Source organism: Kitasatospora sp. NPDC002227, assembly GCF_040296285.1.
GTDB lineage: Bacteria > Actinomycetota > Actinomycetes > Streptomycetales > Streptomycetaceae > Kitasatospora.
Genome location: NZ_JBEOWY010000002.1, coordinates 110,408 through 125,772 on the forward strand (window position 1 = coordinate 110,408; position 15,365 = coordinate 125,772).

Sequence of the window (15,365 nt, forward strand, 5' to 3'; positions counted from 1 at the left end):
GTAGCCGGACGGTGTGTGACCAGCACTCCGCTTCCGGACACCGGCCTCACGTACGCGGATGCCCGGTCGGAAGCCCGATCGGCTCCGACCTCGGCTTGGACTTCAAGCCGTGGCACCGCATCAGTGGCCGAGCGAAGGTCGCCGCGGACCCGCCGCCCCCCGGCGAAGGTCCCGCGCATGGCCCCGCAGGGAATCCTCCCCCACGCCGCCGCACGACGCGCCCCCAGCTGGGCCGCTCGTGACTGGCCGGCCGCAGGGGCCGGCGCGGTGTGCGTCCAGTTGTCGCAGGGCCCCGTTCACGGTCCGCCCACGGCTGCTGGCTGCCCGCCGCCCTCTCGCTCTCGGCCCTTCTTTCATGGAAGAGGCAGCACCCTGTCCACCACCGTTGACACCCACAAGACCACCTTCCGAGAGCTCGGGATCCTCCCGGAGACGGCCGAGGCCCTGGAGGCCGTCGGCATCGTCCACCCCTTCCCGATCCAGGAGATGACGCTGCCGGTCGCGCTGACCGGCCACGACGTCATCGGCCAGGCCAAGACCGGCACCGGCAAGACCCTCGGCTTCGGCCTCCCGCTGATCGAGCGGGCCGTCGTGCGCGCCGACGTGGACGCCGGCCGCGCCACCGAGGACCAGCTCAGCGACAGCCCGCAGGCGCTCATCGTGGTGCCGACCCGCGAGCTGTGCACCCAGGTCACCAACGACCTGCAGACGGCGGGCAAGGTCCGCAACGTCCGCGTGCTCGCCATCTACGGCGGCCGCGCCTACGAGCCGCAGGTCGAGGCGCTGCAGAAGGGCGTCGACATCATCGTCGGCACCCCCGGCCGCCTGCTCGACCTGGCCGGCCAGCGCAAGCTGGACCTGTCGAAGGTCCGCGCGCTCGTCCTCGACGAGGCCGACGAGATGCTCGACCTGGGCTTCCTGCCCGACGTCGAGAAGATCATCACCATGCTGCCGGCCAAGCGGCAGACCCTGCTCTTCTCGGCCACCATGCCGGGCCAGGTCATCAGCCTCGCCCGCCGCTACATGAGCCAGCCGACCCACATCCGCGCCGCCGCGCCGGACGACACCGGCCACACCGTGGCCAACATCGACCAGCACGTCTTCCGGGCGCACTCGCTCGACAAGGTCGAGATGGTCGCCCGCATCCTGCAGGCCGAGGGCCGCGGGCTGGCGATGATCTTCTGCCGCACCAAGCGCACCGCCGCCGACGTCGCCGACCAGCTGACCCAGCGCGGCTTCGCCGCCGGTGCCGTGCACGGTGACCTCGGCCAGGGCGCCCGCGAGCAGGCCCTGCGGGCCTTCCGCTCCGGCAAGGTCGACGTGCTGGTCTGCACCGACGTCGCCGCCCGTGGCATCGACGTCGAGGGCGTCACGCACGTCATGAACTACCAGTGCCCCGAGGACGAGAAGACCTACCTGCACCGGATCGGCCGCACCGGCCGGGCCGGCGCCTCCGGCACCGCCGTGACGCTGGTCGACTGGGACGACGTCCCGCGCTGGCAGCTCATCAACAAGGCGCTGGAGCTCAGCTTCAACGACCCGGAGGAGACCTACTCGACCTCCCCGCACTTCTACGAGCTGCTGAAGATCGCCCCGGGCACCAAGGGCATCCTGCCGCGCTCCGAGCGCACCCGCGCCGGGCTCGGCGCCGAGGTCATGGAGGACCTGGGCGAGACCGGCGGCCGGGGCGGCCGCGGTGCCAAGGGCGGCCGTGGCGGCCGCGGTGACGCGCCCGCCGCCGAGCGCCAGGCCGAGCGTCCGGCCCGCCAGCCGCGCGAGCGCCGCCGCACGCGCGGTGGCTCCGCCGCCGAGGCCGTCACCACCGAGGCCCCCGTCACCGCCGTCGACGCTCCCGGCACCCCGGCTGGTCCGGCTGCCCCGCTCGCCGAGGGCGAGGCGGCGCCGCGTCGCCGGCGTCGCCGCTCGCGCGGCAGCGCCGCCGCTGCGGCCGCCGCCGCCGAGACGGCTGCCGTGGTCGAGACCCCGGCCGCTCCGGCGGCCGCTGCCGCCGAGGCGCTGGCCGAGGGGACGGGCCGCCGTACCCGCTCGCGCCGTGGCCGCGGCACCGAGCCGGTGGCCGAGACCGCCGTCGAGGCCGTGGTGGAGGCTCCGGTGGCCGAGGCCGCCACCGAGGCTCCGGCCGAGGAGTCGGGCCGCCGTACCCGCGCGCGCCGTGGCCGCGCCGCCGAACCGGTCGTCGAGGCCGTGGTCGAGGCTCCGGCGGCCGAAGCCGCCACCGAGGCTCCGGCCGAGGAGTCGGGCCGCCGTACCCGCGCGCGCCGCCGCGGCACCGAGCCGGCCGTCGAGGCCGTGGTCGAGGCTCCGGCGGTCGACGCCGCTCCCGCGCCGGTGGCCAAGGCGCCCGTCATCACCTCCCGGACCCCGGTCCAGCGCGGTGCCGCCTTCGACGACGAGCCGACCGGCCGCCGGAGCCGCCCGCGCCGCAACCGCACCGAGCAGCCCGCCGCCGCGCCCGTGGCGAAGGCCGTGGAGCCGGTGGCCAAGGCCGTCGAGCCCGTCGCCAAGGCCGTCGAGCCCGTGGCCGAGGTCGCGACGCCGGCTGCCGCGGTCGCCGAGCCGGTGGCCAAGGCGCCCCGCCGTTCGCGCCGGGTCACCGCCCCGGTCACCAACACCGCTACCGCCGAGCCGGTGGCCCCCGTGGTCGCCGAGCCCGTGGTCGAGGCTCCGGCCAAGGCACCGGCCCGCCGTTCGCGCCGGGTCACCGCCGGGGTCACCACCACCGCGCCGGTCGAGACCGTGACCACCGTGGTCGTCGAGGTGCCCGCGCAGCGGGCGCCGGAGACGGTCGAGGCACCGGCTCCGCGCACCCGCGCGCGCCGCAGCCCGGTGGCCGAGACCGCCACCGCCACCGTGGTCGCCGAGCCGGCGACCACCGAGGTCCCGGCCCCGGCCAAGAAGGCCGCCCGCGCCCGCAAGGCCGTCGCCGAGGCCGTCGAGGCCCCGGCGGCGCCGGTCAAGAAGGCCACCCGCGCCCGGAAGACGGCCGCCGCCGTCGAGGTCGCGGCCGAGGTCGTGGCCGAGGTGCCCGTCAAGAAGACGGCCCCCCGCAAGACCGCCGTCAAGAAGGCCGAGGCCGTCGTGGCCGAGGCCGTGGAAGCGCCGGTCAAGAAGGCCACCCGCACGCGCAAGGCCGCCGCGCCGGCCGCCGAGGTCGCGGTCGAGGTGCCCGTCAAGAAGACGGCCGCCCGCAAGACCGCCGCCAAGAAGGCCCTCGCGGACGCCGCCGAGGCCGCCGCCGCGCCGGTCAAGAAGGCCGCTGCCCGGAAGAAGGCCGAGGCCGCCGAGGCTCCGGAGGCGCCGGTCAAGAAGACGGCCGCCCGGACGCGCAAGGCCGCCGCAACCGCCCCGGCCGAGGCTCCGGTCAAGAAGACGGCTGCCCGGAAGACCGCCGCCAAGAAGGCGGCTCCGGAGAGCTGAGCCCCGGCACAGCCAGCCGGGCGGGCGGGTCGGATCGCACCGACCCGCCCGCCCGGCGTTTCCCCCTTGCCCGTACCGCCCGAAGGAGCTCGCACCGATGAGCACGCCGCCGTTCCTCACCCTCCCCGGCTGCGCCCGGGCCCTGCGGCTGAGCACCCGCCGGGGCGAGTTCGCCGCGCACCTGGCCGAGCCCGCCGGGCCGGCCCGGGCCACGGCCCTGCTGGTGCCGGGCTTCACCGGCAGCAAGGAGGACTTCATCGCCCTGCTCGCCCCCCTCGCCGAGGCGGGCTACCGGGTGGTGGCGGTGGACCAGCGCGGCCAGTACGAGACCGGCGGCCCGGCCGACCCGGCGGCGTACGCGGTCACCGAGCTGGCCGAGGACGTCCTCGCGCTCACCGCCGAGCTGGCCGGCGACGGGCCGCTGCACCTGCTCGGCCACTCCTTCGGCGGCCAGGTCGTCCGGGAGGCCGTCCTGAAGTCGGTGGGCGCGCCGCTGCCCTGGCGCTCGCTGACCCTGCTGGCCACCGGCCCCGGGGCGATCGAGCCGGGCGAGGCGGCCCGGACCAAGCTGCTGGTGGACGCCCTGGGCGGAATGGACCTGGAGTCCATCTGGCAGGTCATGCAGCAGATGGAGGAGGGCTCGGGGGCCACCCGGCCGCGCCCGGAGATCGCCGGGTTCCTGCACCGCCGCTGGCTGGCCAACGTGCCGGAGGCGCTCGCCACCATGGGCGCGCACCTGATCGCCGCACCCGACCGGGTCGCCGAGCTGGCCGCCGTCGAACTGCCCAAGCTGGTGCTCTCCGGGGTCCGGGACTACGCCTGGCCGGTCGAGGAGCAGACCGCGATGGCCGAGCGCCTGGGCGCCGCCCGGGTGGTCGTGCCGGACGCGGGCCACTCACCCAACGCCGAGGAGCCGGCCGCGACGGCCGCCGCCCTGGCCGCCTTCTGGGGCTGAGCCGGCCCGAGCCTGGGCTGACCACCTCCGCGTTCCCGCCCGTCAACCCGCCGTTGTGAGTCCCGTCACGCTGTCTCGCGATAACACAGGACAAAAGTCTTTAGCTCGGGTAATATTTGATTCTGTCCGGGAAACATTCGTGCGCGCCTCCTTGCCGACTCGGGAGCGGTGCGCCTCCCGGCTGCTGCACGACCGACCGAACCGAATGCACCTCGGGAGCCACCGAGGCCAGAAAAGGAGAGGCCCATGCGTTTCGAGATCCTTCGCCTGGACGATGCCCAGGGCAACGCGACCGACAGCCTGATCGCCGACGCCGCCACCGTGCGCGAACTCGTCGAGGCTGCCGCCGTCACCGGCGAGCGTCTGCTCATCCGTCCGTGCAAGGCGGCCTGACCGGGTCCGCCCCGGCCAAGGCCGCGGCGGAGCCCCCGATACCCCACTGACGCCCCGTCATCCACCTGTTGCTCCCCGAGCCGGATGGCGGGGCGTCAGTGCGTCCCGGGCCGGCCGGGCGTTTGCCGGTACGCGTCACGGGACATCCCCTCTGTGCCGCCGCGGCACCGCCGGACTCGGGGGAGAACGACGCGCCCCGTACGGGTGATCGTCCTTGACGCGGCGCTCCGGAGGGAGGACCGTTGTCGGTTATGAGGGGCGAGCCAAGCTGCCCGAGGTGCGCCGGACGGGTCCGCGCGCCCGGTCTCTTCTCCGACACCTGGCAGTGCGACCAGCACGGTGCAGTGCACCCGATGCAGCCGGTGCTGCCCCCGAGTGTCGAGGCCCTCGGCGTGGCCGTCACCAGGTCGCAGATCCCGGTCTGGCTGCCGTGGCCGCTCCCGGTGGGCTGGCTGTTCACCGGCATCGCCCACGCGGGCGACGACCTCTCCGGCGCCCGGGCCACCGCCGTCGCCTGCTCCGGCCCCGCGCCGCTGGGCGGCTTCGGCGAGCTGGTGCTGGTCGCCGAGGAGCTGGGCGTCGGCCTCGGCGCCCGGTACGCGGGCCTGCCCGGCCCCGACCCGGGCGAGTCCGTCTCGCTCTACAAGCCCGCCGACGCCAAACTGATGGCCGCCGGCCGGCCCACCCCGATGTTCCACGTGCCCGACGCCCCGGCCGACCGCGCCGTCTTCGTCGGCGAGGCCCGCGGCCTGTGGCTGTGGGCGATCGTCTGGCCCGAGCAGTCGGCGCTGATGATGTACGACGAGCTGGTGCTCACCGACCTGCGGGACGCCGGGGCCGAGCTGGAGCTGCTGCCCTGCGGGGCGCTCTCCCCCCGGCTGCTCAGCTGACGGACTCTCCGAACGCGCCGGGGCCCGCGATCTATCCTGGGCTGACACCGACCCAGGGAGCGACCCGCCCGTGCGCATCGACCTGCACGCCCACAGCAACGCCTCCGACGGCACGGACTCCCCGGCCGAGCTGGTGGCCAACGCGGTGGCCGCCGGCCTCGACGTGGTCGCGCTGACCGACCACGACACCGTCTCCGGGCACGCCGAGGCCGTCGAGGCCGTGCACGCCCTGCCCGAGGGCAGCCGGCTCACCCTGGTGCCGGGCGCCGAGCTGTCCTGCCACATCGGGGGTATCTCGATGCACCTGCTCGCGTACCTCTTCGACCCGGCCGAGCCGGCCTTCGCGGCCGAGCGGGAGCTGGTGCGCACCGACCGGTTCCGCCGGGGCCGGGCGATCGTGGAGCGCTGCCGGGAGCTGGGCGCGCCGATCAGCTGGGCGCAGGTGGAGCGGATCGCGGGGGCCGGCTCGGTGGGCCGCCCGCACATCGCGAGCGCGCTGGTCGAGGCCGGGGTGGTGGAGACCGTCTCGGAGGCCTTCACCCCGCAGTGGCTGGCCAACGGCGGCCGGGCCGACGTCCGCAAGCACGAGACCGATCCGGCGACGGCCGTCCGGCTGGTCCGCGCCGCCGGGGGCGTGCCGGTGTTCGCCCACCCGGGTGCGGTCAAGCGCGGCCGCACCGTCTCGGACCAGGTGATCGCCGACCTCGCGGCGGCCGGCCTGGGCGGTCTGGAGGTCGACCACACGGACCACGACGAGGCCGCCCGCACCCACCTGGCCGGCCTGGCCGCCGAGCTGGGCCTGTTCACCACCGGCTCCAGCGACTACCACGGCAGCCGCAAGACCGTCCGCCTCGGCGAGCACACCACCGACCCGGCGGCGTACGAGGCACTGCTCGCGCAGGCGACGGGGGCGAAGCCGGTCAGCCGCTGAGGGCGGCGTGCGGCTTCGGGCCCGCGACCGGACAATTCGTCATATGTGCGACGTTCTCAGGACAGCGGTGCGATGACGACCTTCGGCTCGCTCTTCGTCACGCTCTTCGTGATCATGGACCCGCCGGGGACGATCCCGATCTTCCTCGCGCTCACCTCCGGGCGGGCCGTCCGGACCCAGAAGAAGATGGCCTGGCAGGCGGCGGCCGTCGCCCTCGGCGTGATCACCTGCTTCGGCCTGTTCGGCCAGCAGATCCTCGACTACCTGCACGTCTCCATCCCCGCGCTGCAGATCTCCGGCGGCATTCTGCTGCTGCTGATCGCCCTCGACCTGCTGACCGGCAAGATCGAGGAGCCCACCCAGACCAAGGACGTCAACGTCGCGCTCGTCCCCCTCGGCACGCCCCTGCTGGCCGGCCCGGGCGCGATCGTCGCGGTGATCCTCGCCGTGCAGAAGGCGGACGGGGCCGGGGAGACCACGGCGGTCTGGGTGGCGATCGTGGCGATGCACGTGGTCATGTGGCTGACCATGCGGTTCTCACTGGTGATCATCCGGATCATCAAGGAGGGCGGCGTCGTGCTCATCACCAGGCTCTCCGGCCTGCTGCTCTCCGCCATCGCCGTGCAACTGGTCGCCAGCGGAGTCTTCGGCTTCATCGACACCCACCCGTAGGTTCTGGGCACCCGATCCAGTTGCACTGTCAGGGGCGCGGGGAACTGCGCTGCCAACCATGCACGGCCTGTCGCCTACCGCTTCGCGCGGTTCCTCGCGCCCCTGGGTAGTGCAACTCAGCCGTCGAGGGAGACGCCGCGCCGCTGAGGGTCCCTCAGGTCCGTGCCGTGCCGGAGCCAGCGTTCCTGCAGGGCCTCGGCTCCCTGGACGCGCTTGAAGGCCGCCTCGTTCGGCGTCATCGGCAGCAGCGGCAGGAAGCGGACCGGGTCGGCCGGGTCGGCGAGGTCGAGGTCGGGGACGAGTCCGCCCGGTTCGGCGGTGAGGACGGAGGTGAAGGGAGCGCCCGGCCAAAGGGGCTGGCCGAGGTCGAGGGAGGCGCCGGGGGCGACGATCAGGCCCTCGACCTGCGGGGTGGCCGCGAAGGTGGCCAGCGTGCGGAGCACGTCGTCGCGCCCCCCGCGCACGGTGAGCACCAACTCGACGCGCGGCCCCCGTACCGGATCGGCGACCATCGCCCCCGGATCGGTCATCGGCGCCGCGGCCATGCCCAGCGTCGCGTACCGAACGAGCCCGTCCGCGTCCGGCCCGAACCGCAGCACCTCGATCCGGTCCGCCCCGAGGAAGGTGACCCCCGCCCGACCTGTGGGTTCGCCGAAGGTACTGAGCAGCCGGGCCTCGACCGCGGCCAGCACGGCCTCGCGGGAGAGCTCGTCGGAGCCGCCGGCGGAGCTGTCGGAGAAGTCGCCGAAGAGTGGGAAGTCGTGCGCCATGGGCACGACCCTAGCCCTCGTGCGTCAAGACCAGGTCAACACCCCGGCACGGTGAGGTCCGGCAGTGTTAGTGTGGGCGACTGGCCTCCGGGGATGCTCTTCCCTGACGAAGGCGCGGCTCGAAGGAGGTGGTTGCGGTGGATACCAGCCGACCATGCAGTACCGGCAGCTCTGCCCGGTCACTTCGTCCTCGCCGCCCCGCCACCGCCGCCGGCTCCCGCTGATCTGACGGCCCCTCACCCGGCTCGTGCCGGGCCCGCTCGGGCGAGCCTCTTCGTATGTGCGCCTGGTGGAGCACCGCGCTTTTCCGTCGGTGTCCCCTTCACGTCGCCTCTGCCGCGGCCCGCTGCCGCCGTGCGACGTCTCCTGCCCGAGGAGCCAGCCATGTCGATGATCAACAACCTGCGTGCCGCCGTCCGCCCACAGCGCCGCCGCACCGACGCGGCCTTCGACCCGCTGCACCCCGGGCACGGCTCCTCCGCCGTGGTGGACTGCGCGGTCTACCAGGAGGGCAAGCGCCACGGCGAGACCTGCAGCCCGCGCGAGGCCGTCCAGCGGGTGCGCAACGCCAAGGAGCAGAGCGCTGAATCGTTCAGCTGGATCGGTCTGCACGAGCCGACCGAGGCCGAGTTCGAGGGCATCGCCCAGCGCTTCGGCCTGCACCCGCTAGCGGTGGAGGACGCGGTGCACGCGCACCAGCGCCCCAAGGTCGAGCGGTACGACGACGTGCTCTTCGCCGTCTTCAAGACGATCCGCTACGTCGAGCACGACCAGCTGACCCCGACCAGCGAGGTGGTGGACACCGGCGAGCTGATGGTCTTCGTCGGAGCGGACTTCGTGATCACCGTCCGGCACGGCGGCCACAGCTCGCTCAAGGAGCTGCGCCGCCGCCTGGAGAACGACATCGACGGCAGCGGCCTGCTCACCCGGGGCCCGGCAGCCGTGCTGCACGCGATCGCCGACCAGGTGGTGGACGACTACCTGCTGGTCGCCGACCGGCTGCAGACGGACGTGGACGAGATCGAGTTCGACGTGTTCGCCAACCGGGGCGGGCGCGGGGCCGACGTCGGCCGGGTCTACCAGCTCAAGCGCGAGGTGTTGGAGTTCAAGCGGGCCGTCGCCCCGCTGCTGCGGCCGATGCAGCTGCTCTCGGAGGCCGAGAAGGCCCCGATCGGCCCGGAGATCCGCAAGTACTTCCGCGACGTCGCCGACCACCTGGCCCGCGTCACCGAGCAGGTGCACGGCTTCGACGAGCTGCTGAACTCGCTGCTCCAGGCCAACCTGGCGCAGGTCTCGGTGGCCCAGAACGAGGACATGCGCAAGATCACCGCCTGGGCGGCGATCTTCGCGGTACCGACCATGATCACCGGCGTGTACGGGATGAACTTCGACTACATGCCGGAGCTGCACCACCGCTACGGCTACCCGATCGTGCTCGGCGTCATCACGATCATCTGTATCGGCATGTACAAGGGCTTCCGCCGCAACGGCTGGCTCTGACCGGCGGTCAGCGCCGCCCGCCGCGGGCGACCAGCACCAGGCCGAGCAGGATCACCGCGACGGCCGGGTAGGCCGCCATCGGCGGCCACTGGCCCAGCCAGACGGCCGCGATCAGGGCCGCGCCAGGCGTCTCGAGCAGGATCGCGGTGGAGGTGATGGAAGGCCCGAGGGTGCGGATCACCCGGTTGCTGAGCGAGTGCCCGAGCAGCTGCGCGGCCACCATCAGCAGCGCGATCTGCCACCAGGCGGTGGCCGGCCAGCCGGCCAGCGCGGTGCCGCTCACCAGGCAGATCCCGAGCAGCACGACGGCCGTGGTGGTGTAGCAGACCAGCGTGTACGCAGTGGTGCTCACCGTCTTGCGGACTTCCGCGCCGAGCAGCATGTACCCGGCGGCGGCCAGCCCGGCGCCGAGCGCCAAGGCGTCACCGGCCAGCGCCTTCGGCGAGAGCGAGAGGTCGACCCCGGTCAGCACCAGCACGCCGACGAAGGCCACGCACATGCCCGCCCGCACCAGGCGGGGCGCGCGGTGGCCGAGCAGCCGCATCAGCAGGATGGTCCACAGCGGGGTGGTGGTGACCATCGCGGTGGCCGAGGCCACCGAGGTCATCCGCAGGCTGGGCATCCAGAGCGCGAAGTGCACCGCGAGCAGCGCCCCGGCCGCCATCGCGAGCAGCAGCTGCCGGCGGCCGATCCCGCGCAGCTCGGCGCGGTGGCGCAGCAGCGCGTATGGGCCGAGGACGCCCACCGACATGATGTTGCGCCAGAAGGCGATGGCCAGGGCGGGGGCGGCGGTGGCGCTGATCAGTGGCGCGGAGAGCGAGATGCCGCCGATCGAGACGGCCAGCAGCAGCAGGTCCAGCTTGGGCAGGCCCGGGCGGGCCGCCGGAGCGGTGCTGGTGGCCTGAGCTGCGGTATCGGGCCGGGCGGCGGTGGGCACAGCTCTCCTCGGGTGGTCGGTCGCGGTGGCGGGGACCGTACCAAGGTAAGGGGTATCAGCGCGCCATGAAACTGTCGTTCTGAGCGGTGAGACGCTCTCCGGACAGCGGGCGCCGGACGCCGTAGTCTGGTGCGCCATGGAGCCTACGACGACTGCCGCCGCCCCCTCCCCCGCCGAGCAAGCGCTGCACGACCGGGCCCTTCTGGAGGAGGCCGCCAAGAAGTCCGGCCTGCTCTGGGTGCGGGCCGATGGGCAGTCGCAGGCCCGGGCGCTGTGGCACGCCTGGCACGACGGCGCCGTGGTCGTGATCGGCGAGGGCGGCGAGCAGCCGCTGCACGGGCTCACCCCCGGGGCGGGTGCGGAGATCACCGTGCGCAGCAAGGACAAGTGGGGCCGGCTCACCGGCTGGCCGGCGAAGGTGAGCGAGCTCACCCCGCGCAGCGAGGCCTGGCTCGGCGCCGTCGAGGAGCTCAAGGGCAAGCGGCTGAACGCCCCGGACACCGACACCATCGAGGAGCGCTGGGCCCGCGACTGCCGCGTCCTGCGCCTCGAGCCGGTCGGCCCGCTCACCGAGCAGCCCGGCTCGATGCCGGACGACTCCCACAACGCCGTCCCGATGGCTTCCCCCGCCACCACCCGCAGGCCCATCCCGGCCGGCCTCCCGAAGCTCGTCGCCAAGGGCAAGCTCCGGGGCTGAGCCGGCCCCGGTCGGCTGCGGCCCGCTTGACCCTCACACCGTGTCAGGGCGTTGCCTAGGAATCACCATGTTCACCATCGGAGAGTTCGCCAAGCACGGCCGCGTGTCGGTCCGCATGCTGCGCCACTACGACGCCGTCGGGCTGCTGCGGCCCGCCCACGTCGACCCCGCCAGCGGGTACCGCGGCTACGAGGCCGCCCAGCTCGCCGAGCTGAACCGCGTCATCGCCCTGAAGGACCTCGGCTTCACCCTGGAGCAGGTGGGGGCCATCCTCGGCGAGCGGGTCGGCGCGGAGGAGCTGCGCGGCATGCTGCGGCTGCGGCACGCCGAGCTGGCAGCCCTGGTGTCGGAGACGACCACCAGGCTGACCAGGGTCGAGGCGAGACTCCGGTCGATCGAGAGTGAGGGGCACATGCCCAGCAACGACGTCGTCCTCAAGAGCATCCCCGCCGTCCGCGTCGCGGAGCTGAGCGCCACCGCCGCCGGCTACGAGCCGGAGGACATCGGCCCGGTGATCAGCCCGCTCTTCGACGAGCTGTGCCGCCGGCTCGCCGCCGCCGGCGTCACCCCGGTCGGTCCGAGCATCGCCTACTACGAGGAGCGGGCCGACGGCAGCGTCGAGGTGCACGCGGCCCTGCCGGTCGCGCTCGGCAGCACCGAGGGCCACGACTTCGACGTGGTCGACCTGCCCGCGATCGAGACCGCGGCGACCATCGTCCACCACGGCTCGATGGACACCGTGCTGCCCACCGCCCAGCTGCTGGCCCGCTGGATCGACGGCAACGGCCACCGCGCCACCGGCTACGCCCGCGAGCTCTACCTGGAGTGCATGGGAGACCCGAGCACCTGGGTCACCGAGCTCCAAACCCCGCTCGCGGTGCACTGACCTACGGGGCACGCCCCCTGTCGGGCCACTGACCCCGCCTCAGCTGATCGCCACCCGGTAGCCTTGGCCCGGAGCGTCCGAGAAGCGTGAGGGAGTCCCATGGCAGGGCCAGGCAGCCGGGTCTTCATCTCGCATCTGTCCGGAGTGGCCGTCTTCGACCCCAACGGGGACCAGGTCGGCCGGGTGCGCGACGTGGTGGTCAGCCTGCGGATCGGCGGGCGGCCGCCACGGGTGCTCGGCCTGGTGGTCGAGGTGGTGGCCCGGCGGCGGATCTTCCTGCCGATGACACGGGTGACCAGCCTGGAGTCCGGCCAGGTGCTCACCACCGGCGTGATCAACATGCGCCGCTTCGAGCAGCGCCCGTCCGAGACGCTGGTGCTCGCCGAGCTGCTCGACCGCACGGTGACGCGGACCAAGACGCACGAGGAGGTCACCGTCCTCGACGTGGCCATGGTGCAGACCCGGGTCCGCGAGTGGGAGATCACCAAGGTCTTCGTCCAGGCCGGCAAGGTCAGCCGCCTGCGCAAGGCCAAGGGCGAGACCCTCACCCTCGACTGGTCCGCCGTCACCGGCTTCGCGCTCACCGAGGAGGGCCAGGGCGCGGCCAACCTGCTCGCCACCTTCGAGCAGCTGCGCCCGGCCGACCTCGCCAACGTGATGCACCATCTCTCCGCCAAGCGCCGCGCCGAGGTCGCCGCCGCCCTCGACGACGACCGTCTCGCGGACGTCCTGGAGGAGCTGCCCGAGGACGACCAGGTCGAGATCATCGGCAAGCTCCAGGAGGAGCGCGCCGCCGACGTCCTGGAGGCGATGGACCCGGACGACGCGGCCGACCTGCTCTCCGACCTCCCCGAGGAGGACGCCGAGCGGCTGCTGCGACTGATGGAGCCCGAGGACGCCGCCGAGATGCGCCGCCTGCTCTCCTACGCGGAGGACACCGCCGGCGGTCTGATGACCACCGAGCCGATCGTCCTGGAGCCGGACGCCACCGTGGCCGAGGCGCTGGCCCGGGTCCGGATCTCCGACAACAAGCCGGCCCTGGCGGCCCAGGTGTACGTCTGCCGCCCGCCGAACGAGACCCCGACCGGCAAGTACCTGGGCACCGTGCACTTCCAGCGGCTGCTGCGCGAGCCCCCGTACACCCTGGTCGGCTCGCTGGTGGACGACGACCTCGACCCGCTGCCGCCGGACACCCCGCTGCCGCTGATCACCAGCTACCTGGCCACCTACAACATGGTCGCCGCGCCGGTGGTCGACGAGGCGGACCACCTGCTCGGCGCCGTCACCGTCGACGACGTGCTGGACCACCTGCTGCCGGACGACTGGCGCGAGGCCGCGCTGCACGGCCTGGGCAACTCCGAGCTGGAGCACGAGAGCGAGGAAGTCCGTGGACGCTGACCGCAAGGGCCGCCGGGACGAATCCCCGCGCCAGCGCCTCCAGGGCGAGCTCCGGTCGCTGCGCGAACTCCGCGAGCTGCGCGTACGCGAGGGCGGCTCCACCCGCACCGAGCAGCCCTCGAGCTCCGCCGCCCGGGCCCGGCTCGACCAGCCGCGCACCTCGCGGCCCGGCCTGCTCACCCTGCCGACCTACGACCCCGAGTCCTTCGCCAAGCTCTCCGAGAAGATCGCGCGCTTCCTGGGCACCGGGCGGTTCATCGTCTGGATGTCCTTCGTCATCCTGCTCTGGGTGGCCTGGAACGTCTTCCTGCCGCCCGCGGTGCGCTTCGACGAGTACCCGTTCATCTTCCTCACCCTGGCGCTCTCGCTGCAGGCCTCCTACGCGGCGCCGCTGATCCTGCTCGCGCAGAACCGCCAGGACAACCGGGACCGCGTCAACATGGAGCAGGACCGGGCCCGCAGCGACCGCAACATCGCCGACACCGAGTACCTCACCCGCGAGGTCGCGGCCCTGCGCCAGGGCCTCGGCGAGGTCGCCACCCGCGACTTCGTCCGCTCCGAGCTGCAGTCACTGCTCAAGGAGCTCGACGAGCGGCGGGACGCCTCCGACCTCGTGTGACGGCCCTGTGACCGGCGGCACGCTACCGGTGAGTTCTGGCCCTGCCGCTGCGCCGTACCATCAACACATGGCCAACGAGACAGAGGTTGCGGTCGGCGTGACGGAGGAGTCCGTACGCGAGGCGCTGGCGACCGTCAACGACCCCGAGATCAACCGTCCGATCACCGAGATCGGGATGGTGAAATCGGTCGAGATCGGTGACGGCGGCGCCGTCCGCGTCGGGGTCTACCTGACCGTGTCCGGCTGTCCGATGCGCGAGACGATCACCACCCGGGTGACCGAGGCCGTCGGTGCCGTGGCCGGGGTGAGCTCCGTCGAGGTCGAGCTCGACGTGATGAGCGAGGAGCAGCGCAAGGAGCTCTCGCAGCTGCTGCGCGGTGGCGCGCCCGAGCGCGAGATCCCCTTCGCCAAGCCCGGCACCCTGACCCGGGTCTACGCCGTGGCCTCCGGCAAGGGCGGCGTCGGCAAGTCCTCCGTGACGGTCAACCTGGCCGCCGCGCTGGCCGCCCAGGGCCAGAAGGTCGCCGTCGTCGACGCCGACATCTACGGGCACAGCGTGCCGCGGATGCTCGGGGTCGAGGGCCGCCCGACCCAGGTCCAGGACATGATCATGCCGCCGTCCTCGCACGGCGTGAAGGTCATCTCGATCGGGATGTTCACCCCCGGCAACGCGCCGGTGGTCTGGCGCGGGCCGATGCTGCACCGCGCCCTCCAGCAGTTCCTCGCCGACGTCTACTGGGGCGACCTGGACGTCCTCCTCCTCGACCTGCCGCCGGGCACCGGTGACATCGCCATCTCGGTCGCGCAGCTCGTCCCCAACGCCGAGATCCTGATCGTCACCACCCCGCAGATGGCCGCCGCCGAGGTGGCCGAGCGGGCCGGCACGATCGCCCTGCAGACCCACCAGAAGATCGTCGGCGTGATCGAGAACATGGCGGGCATGCCCTGCCCCCACTGCGACGAGATCGTCGACGTCTTCGGCACCGGCGGCGGCCAGACCGTCGCCGACGCCCTCACCCGCTCCGTCGGCGCCACCGTCCCCGTCCTGGGCTCCATCCCCATCGACGTCCGCCTCCGCGAAGGCGGCGACGACGGCACCCCCGTCGTCCTCGCCGCCCCCACCTCCCCGGCCGGCACCGCCCTCCACGCCATCGCCGCCAAGCTCGGCAACCGCCAGCGCGGCCTCTCCGGCCTCTCCCTGGGCCTCACCCCCAAGAACAAGTTCTGATCGACTAACGGGCTGGCCAGCAGCGGGGTACTCCCCCGACCTGCTGACCAG

14 protein-coding genes are annotated in these 15,365 nt (G+C 73.4%); 12 read left to right on the forward strand and 2 right to left on the reverse strand.

Annotated elements, in window-relative coordinates; all coding sequences use genetic code 11:
• The first annotated feature begins 486 nt into the window (after nucleotides 1-486).
• From ABT095_RS02385 to ABT095_RS02410, 6 genes are all read left to right on the forward strand, one after another.
• The gene (locus tag ABT095_RS02385) at nucleotides 487-3,438 is read left to right on the forward strand and encodes a DEAD/DEAH box helicase (protein ID WP_350527368.1); all 2,952 of its coding nucleotides are present in this window, start codon (nucleotides 487-489) and stop codon (nucleotides 3,436-3,438) included.
• Between the two features lie 97 nt (nucleotides 3,439-3,535).
• On the forward strand, nucleotides 3,536-4,393 hold the full coding sequence (locus ABT095_RS02390) for an alpha/beta fold hydrolase (protein ID WP_350527369.1): 858 nt from the start codon (nucleotides 3,536-3,538) through the stop codon (nucleotides 4,391-4,393).
• A 246-nt stretch (nucleotides 4,394-4,639) separates the two neighbouring features.
• Nucleotides 4,640-4,786 (forward strand): DUF8834 family protein, encoded by a 147-nt coding sequence (locus tag ABT095_RS02395; protein WP_350527370.1) that lies wholly within the window; start codon nucleotides 4,640-4,642, stop codon nucleotides 4,784-4,786.
• Between the two features lie 251 nt (nucleotides 4,787-5,037).
• Nucleotides 5,038-5,676, forward strand: coding sequence for a DUF6758 family protein (locus tag ABT095_RS02400; RefSeq protein ID WP_350527371.1), 639 nt, complete (start codon nucleotides 5,038-5,040; stop codon nucleotides 5,674-5,676).
• A gap of 70 nt (nucleotides 5,677-5,746) precedes the next feature.
• A complete protein-coding gene (locus ABT095_RS02405) occupies nucleotides 5,747-6,607 on the forward strand; it encodes a PHP domain-containing protein (RefSeq protein WP_350527372.1) in 861 nt (286 codons plus the stop codon).
• 72 nt (nucleotides 6,608-6,679) lie between these two features.
• Nucleotides 6,680-7,279: a MarC family protein gene (locus ABT095_RS02410; protein ID WP_350527373.1), complete on the forward strand. Its 600-nt coding sequence runs from the start codon at nucleotides 6,680-6,682 to the stop codon at nucleotides 7,277-7,279.
• Between the two features lie 116 nt (nucleotides 7,280-7,395).
• On the opposite strand, the gene ABT095_RS02415 is transcribed toward ABT095_RS02410, so the two are convergent.
• A complete protein-coding gene (locus ABT095_RS02415) occupies nucleotides 7,396-8,049 on the reverse strand; it encodes a suppressor of fused domain protein (protein ID WP_350527374.1) in 654 nt (217 codons plus the stop codon).
• A gap of 384 nt (nucleotides 8,050-8,433) precedes the next feature.
• On the opposite strand from ABT095_RS02415, the gene corA reads away from it, so the two are divergent.
• Nucleotides 8,434-9,549 carry a magnesium/cobalt transporter CorA gene (gene corA, locus ABT095_RS02420; protein ID WP_350527375.1) on the forward strand — a complete coding sequence of 372 codons (1,116 nt, stop codon included), beginning with the start codon at nucleotides 8,434-8,436 and terminating at the stop codon, nucleotides 9,547-9,549.
• 7 nt (nucleotides 9,550-9,556) lie between these two features.
• On the opposite strand, the gene ABT095_RS02425 is transcribed toward corA, so the two are convergent.
• Complete coding sequence (locus tag ABT095_RS02425; RefSeq protein ID WP_502884797.1) at nucleotides 9,557-10,486, reverse strand: DMT family transporter; 930 nt, start codon at nucleotides 10,484-10,486, stop codon at nucleotides 9,557-9,559.
• Nucleotides 10,487-10,622: 136 nt separating this feature from the next.
• Between ABT095_RS02425 and ABT095_RS02430 the strand changes: the two genes are divergently transcribed.
• From ABT095_RS02430 to ABT095_RS02450, 5 genes are all read left to right on the forward strand, one after another.
• Complete coding sequence (locus ABT095_RS02430; RefSeq protein WP_350527376.1) at nucleotides 10,623-11,183, forward strand: pyridoxamine 5'-phosphate oxidase family protein; 561 nt, start codon at nucleotides 10,623-10,625, stop codon at nucleotides 11,181-11,183.
• Nucleotides 11,184-11,250: 67 nt separating this feature from the next.
• Nucleotides 11,251-12,069 (forward strand): MerR family transcriptional regulator, encoded by an 819-nt coding sequence (locus ABT095_RS02435; protein ID WP_350527377.1) that lies wholly within the window; start codon nucleotides 11,251-11,253, stop codon nucleotides 12,067-12,069.
• Between the two features lie 99 nt (nucleotides 12,070-12,168).
• Complete coding sequence (locus tag ABT095_RS02440; protein ID WP_350527378.1) at nucleotides 12,169-13,467, forward strand: magnesium transporter MgtE N-terminal domain-containing protein; 1,299 nt, start codon at nucleotides 12,169-12,171, stop codon at nucleotides 13,465-13,467.
• A 76-nt stretch (nucleotides 13,468-13,543) separates the two neighbouring features.
• Nucleotides 13,544-14,086: a DUF1003 domain-containing protein gene (locus ABT095_RS02445; RefSeq protein ID WP_350527602.1), complete on the forward strand. Its 543-nt coding sequence runs from the start codon at nucleotides 13,544-13,546 to the stop codon at nucleotides 14,084-14,086.
• A 67-nt stretch (nucleotides 14,087-14,153) separates the two neighbouring features.
• The gene (locus ABT095_RS02450; protein WP_350527379.1) at nucleotides 14,154-15,314 is read left to right on the forward strand and encodes an Mrp/NBP35 family ATP-binding protein; all 1,161 of its coding nucleotides are present in this window, start codon (nucleotides 14,154-14,156) and stop codon (nucleotides 15,312-15,314) included.
• The last annotated feature ends 51 nt before the right edge of the window (nucleotides 15,315-15,365 follow it).

Bases quoted from the DNA above. Each gene is read 5' to 3' on its own strand.
- ABT095_RS02395 (WP_350527370.1), top strand. From the start codon at position 4,640: ATGCGTTTCGAGATCCTTCGCCTGGACGATGCCCAGGGCAACGCGACC.
- ABT095_RS02430 (WP_350527376.1), top strand. From the start codon at position 10,623: ATGGAGCCTACGACGACTGCCGCCGCCCCCTCCCCCGCCGAGCAAGCG.
- ABT095_RS02435 (WP_350527377.1), top strand. From the start codon at position 11,251: ATGTTCACCATCGGAGAGTTCGCCAAGCACGGCCGCGTGTCGGTCCGC.
- ABT095_RS02390 (WP_350527369.1), top strand. From the start codon at position 3,536: ATGAGCACGCCGCCGTTCCTCACCCTCCCCGGCTGCGCCCGGGCCCTG.
- ABT095_RS02400 (WP_350527371.1), top strand. From the start codon at position 5,038: ATGAGGGGCGAGCCAAGCTGCCCGAGGTGCGCCGGACGGGTCCGCGCG.
- ABT095_RS02440 (WP_350527378.1), top strand. From the start codon at position 12,169: ATGGCAGGGCCAGGCAGCCGGGTCTTCATCTCGCATCTGTCCGGAGTG.
- ABT095_RS02415 (WP_350527374.1), bottom strand. From the start codon at position 8,049: ATGGCGCACGACTTCCCACTCTTCGGCGACTTCTCCGACAGCTCCGCC.
- ABT095_RS02385 (WP_350527368.1), top strand. From the start codon at position 487: ATGACGCTGCCGGTCGCGCTGACCGGCCACGACGTCATCGGCCAGGCC.
- ABT095_RS02450 (WP_350527379.1), top strand. From the start codon at position 14,154: ATGGCCAACGAGACAGAGGTTGCGGTCGGCGTGACGGAGGAGTCCGTA.
- ABT095_RS02410 (WP_350527373.1), top strand. From the start codon at position 6,680: ATGACGACCTTCGGCTCGCTCTTCGTCACGCTCTTCGTGATCATGGAC.
- corA (WP_350527375.1), top strand. From the start codon at position 8,434: ATGTCGATGATCAACAACCTGCGTGCCGCCGTCCGCCCACAGCGCCGC.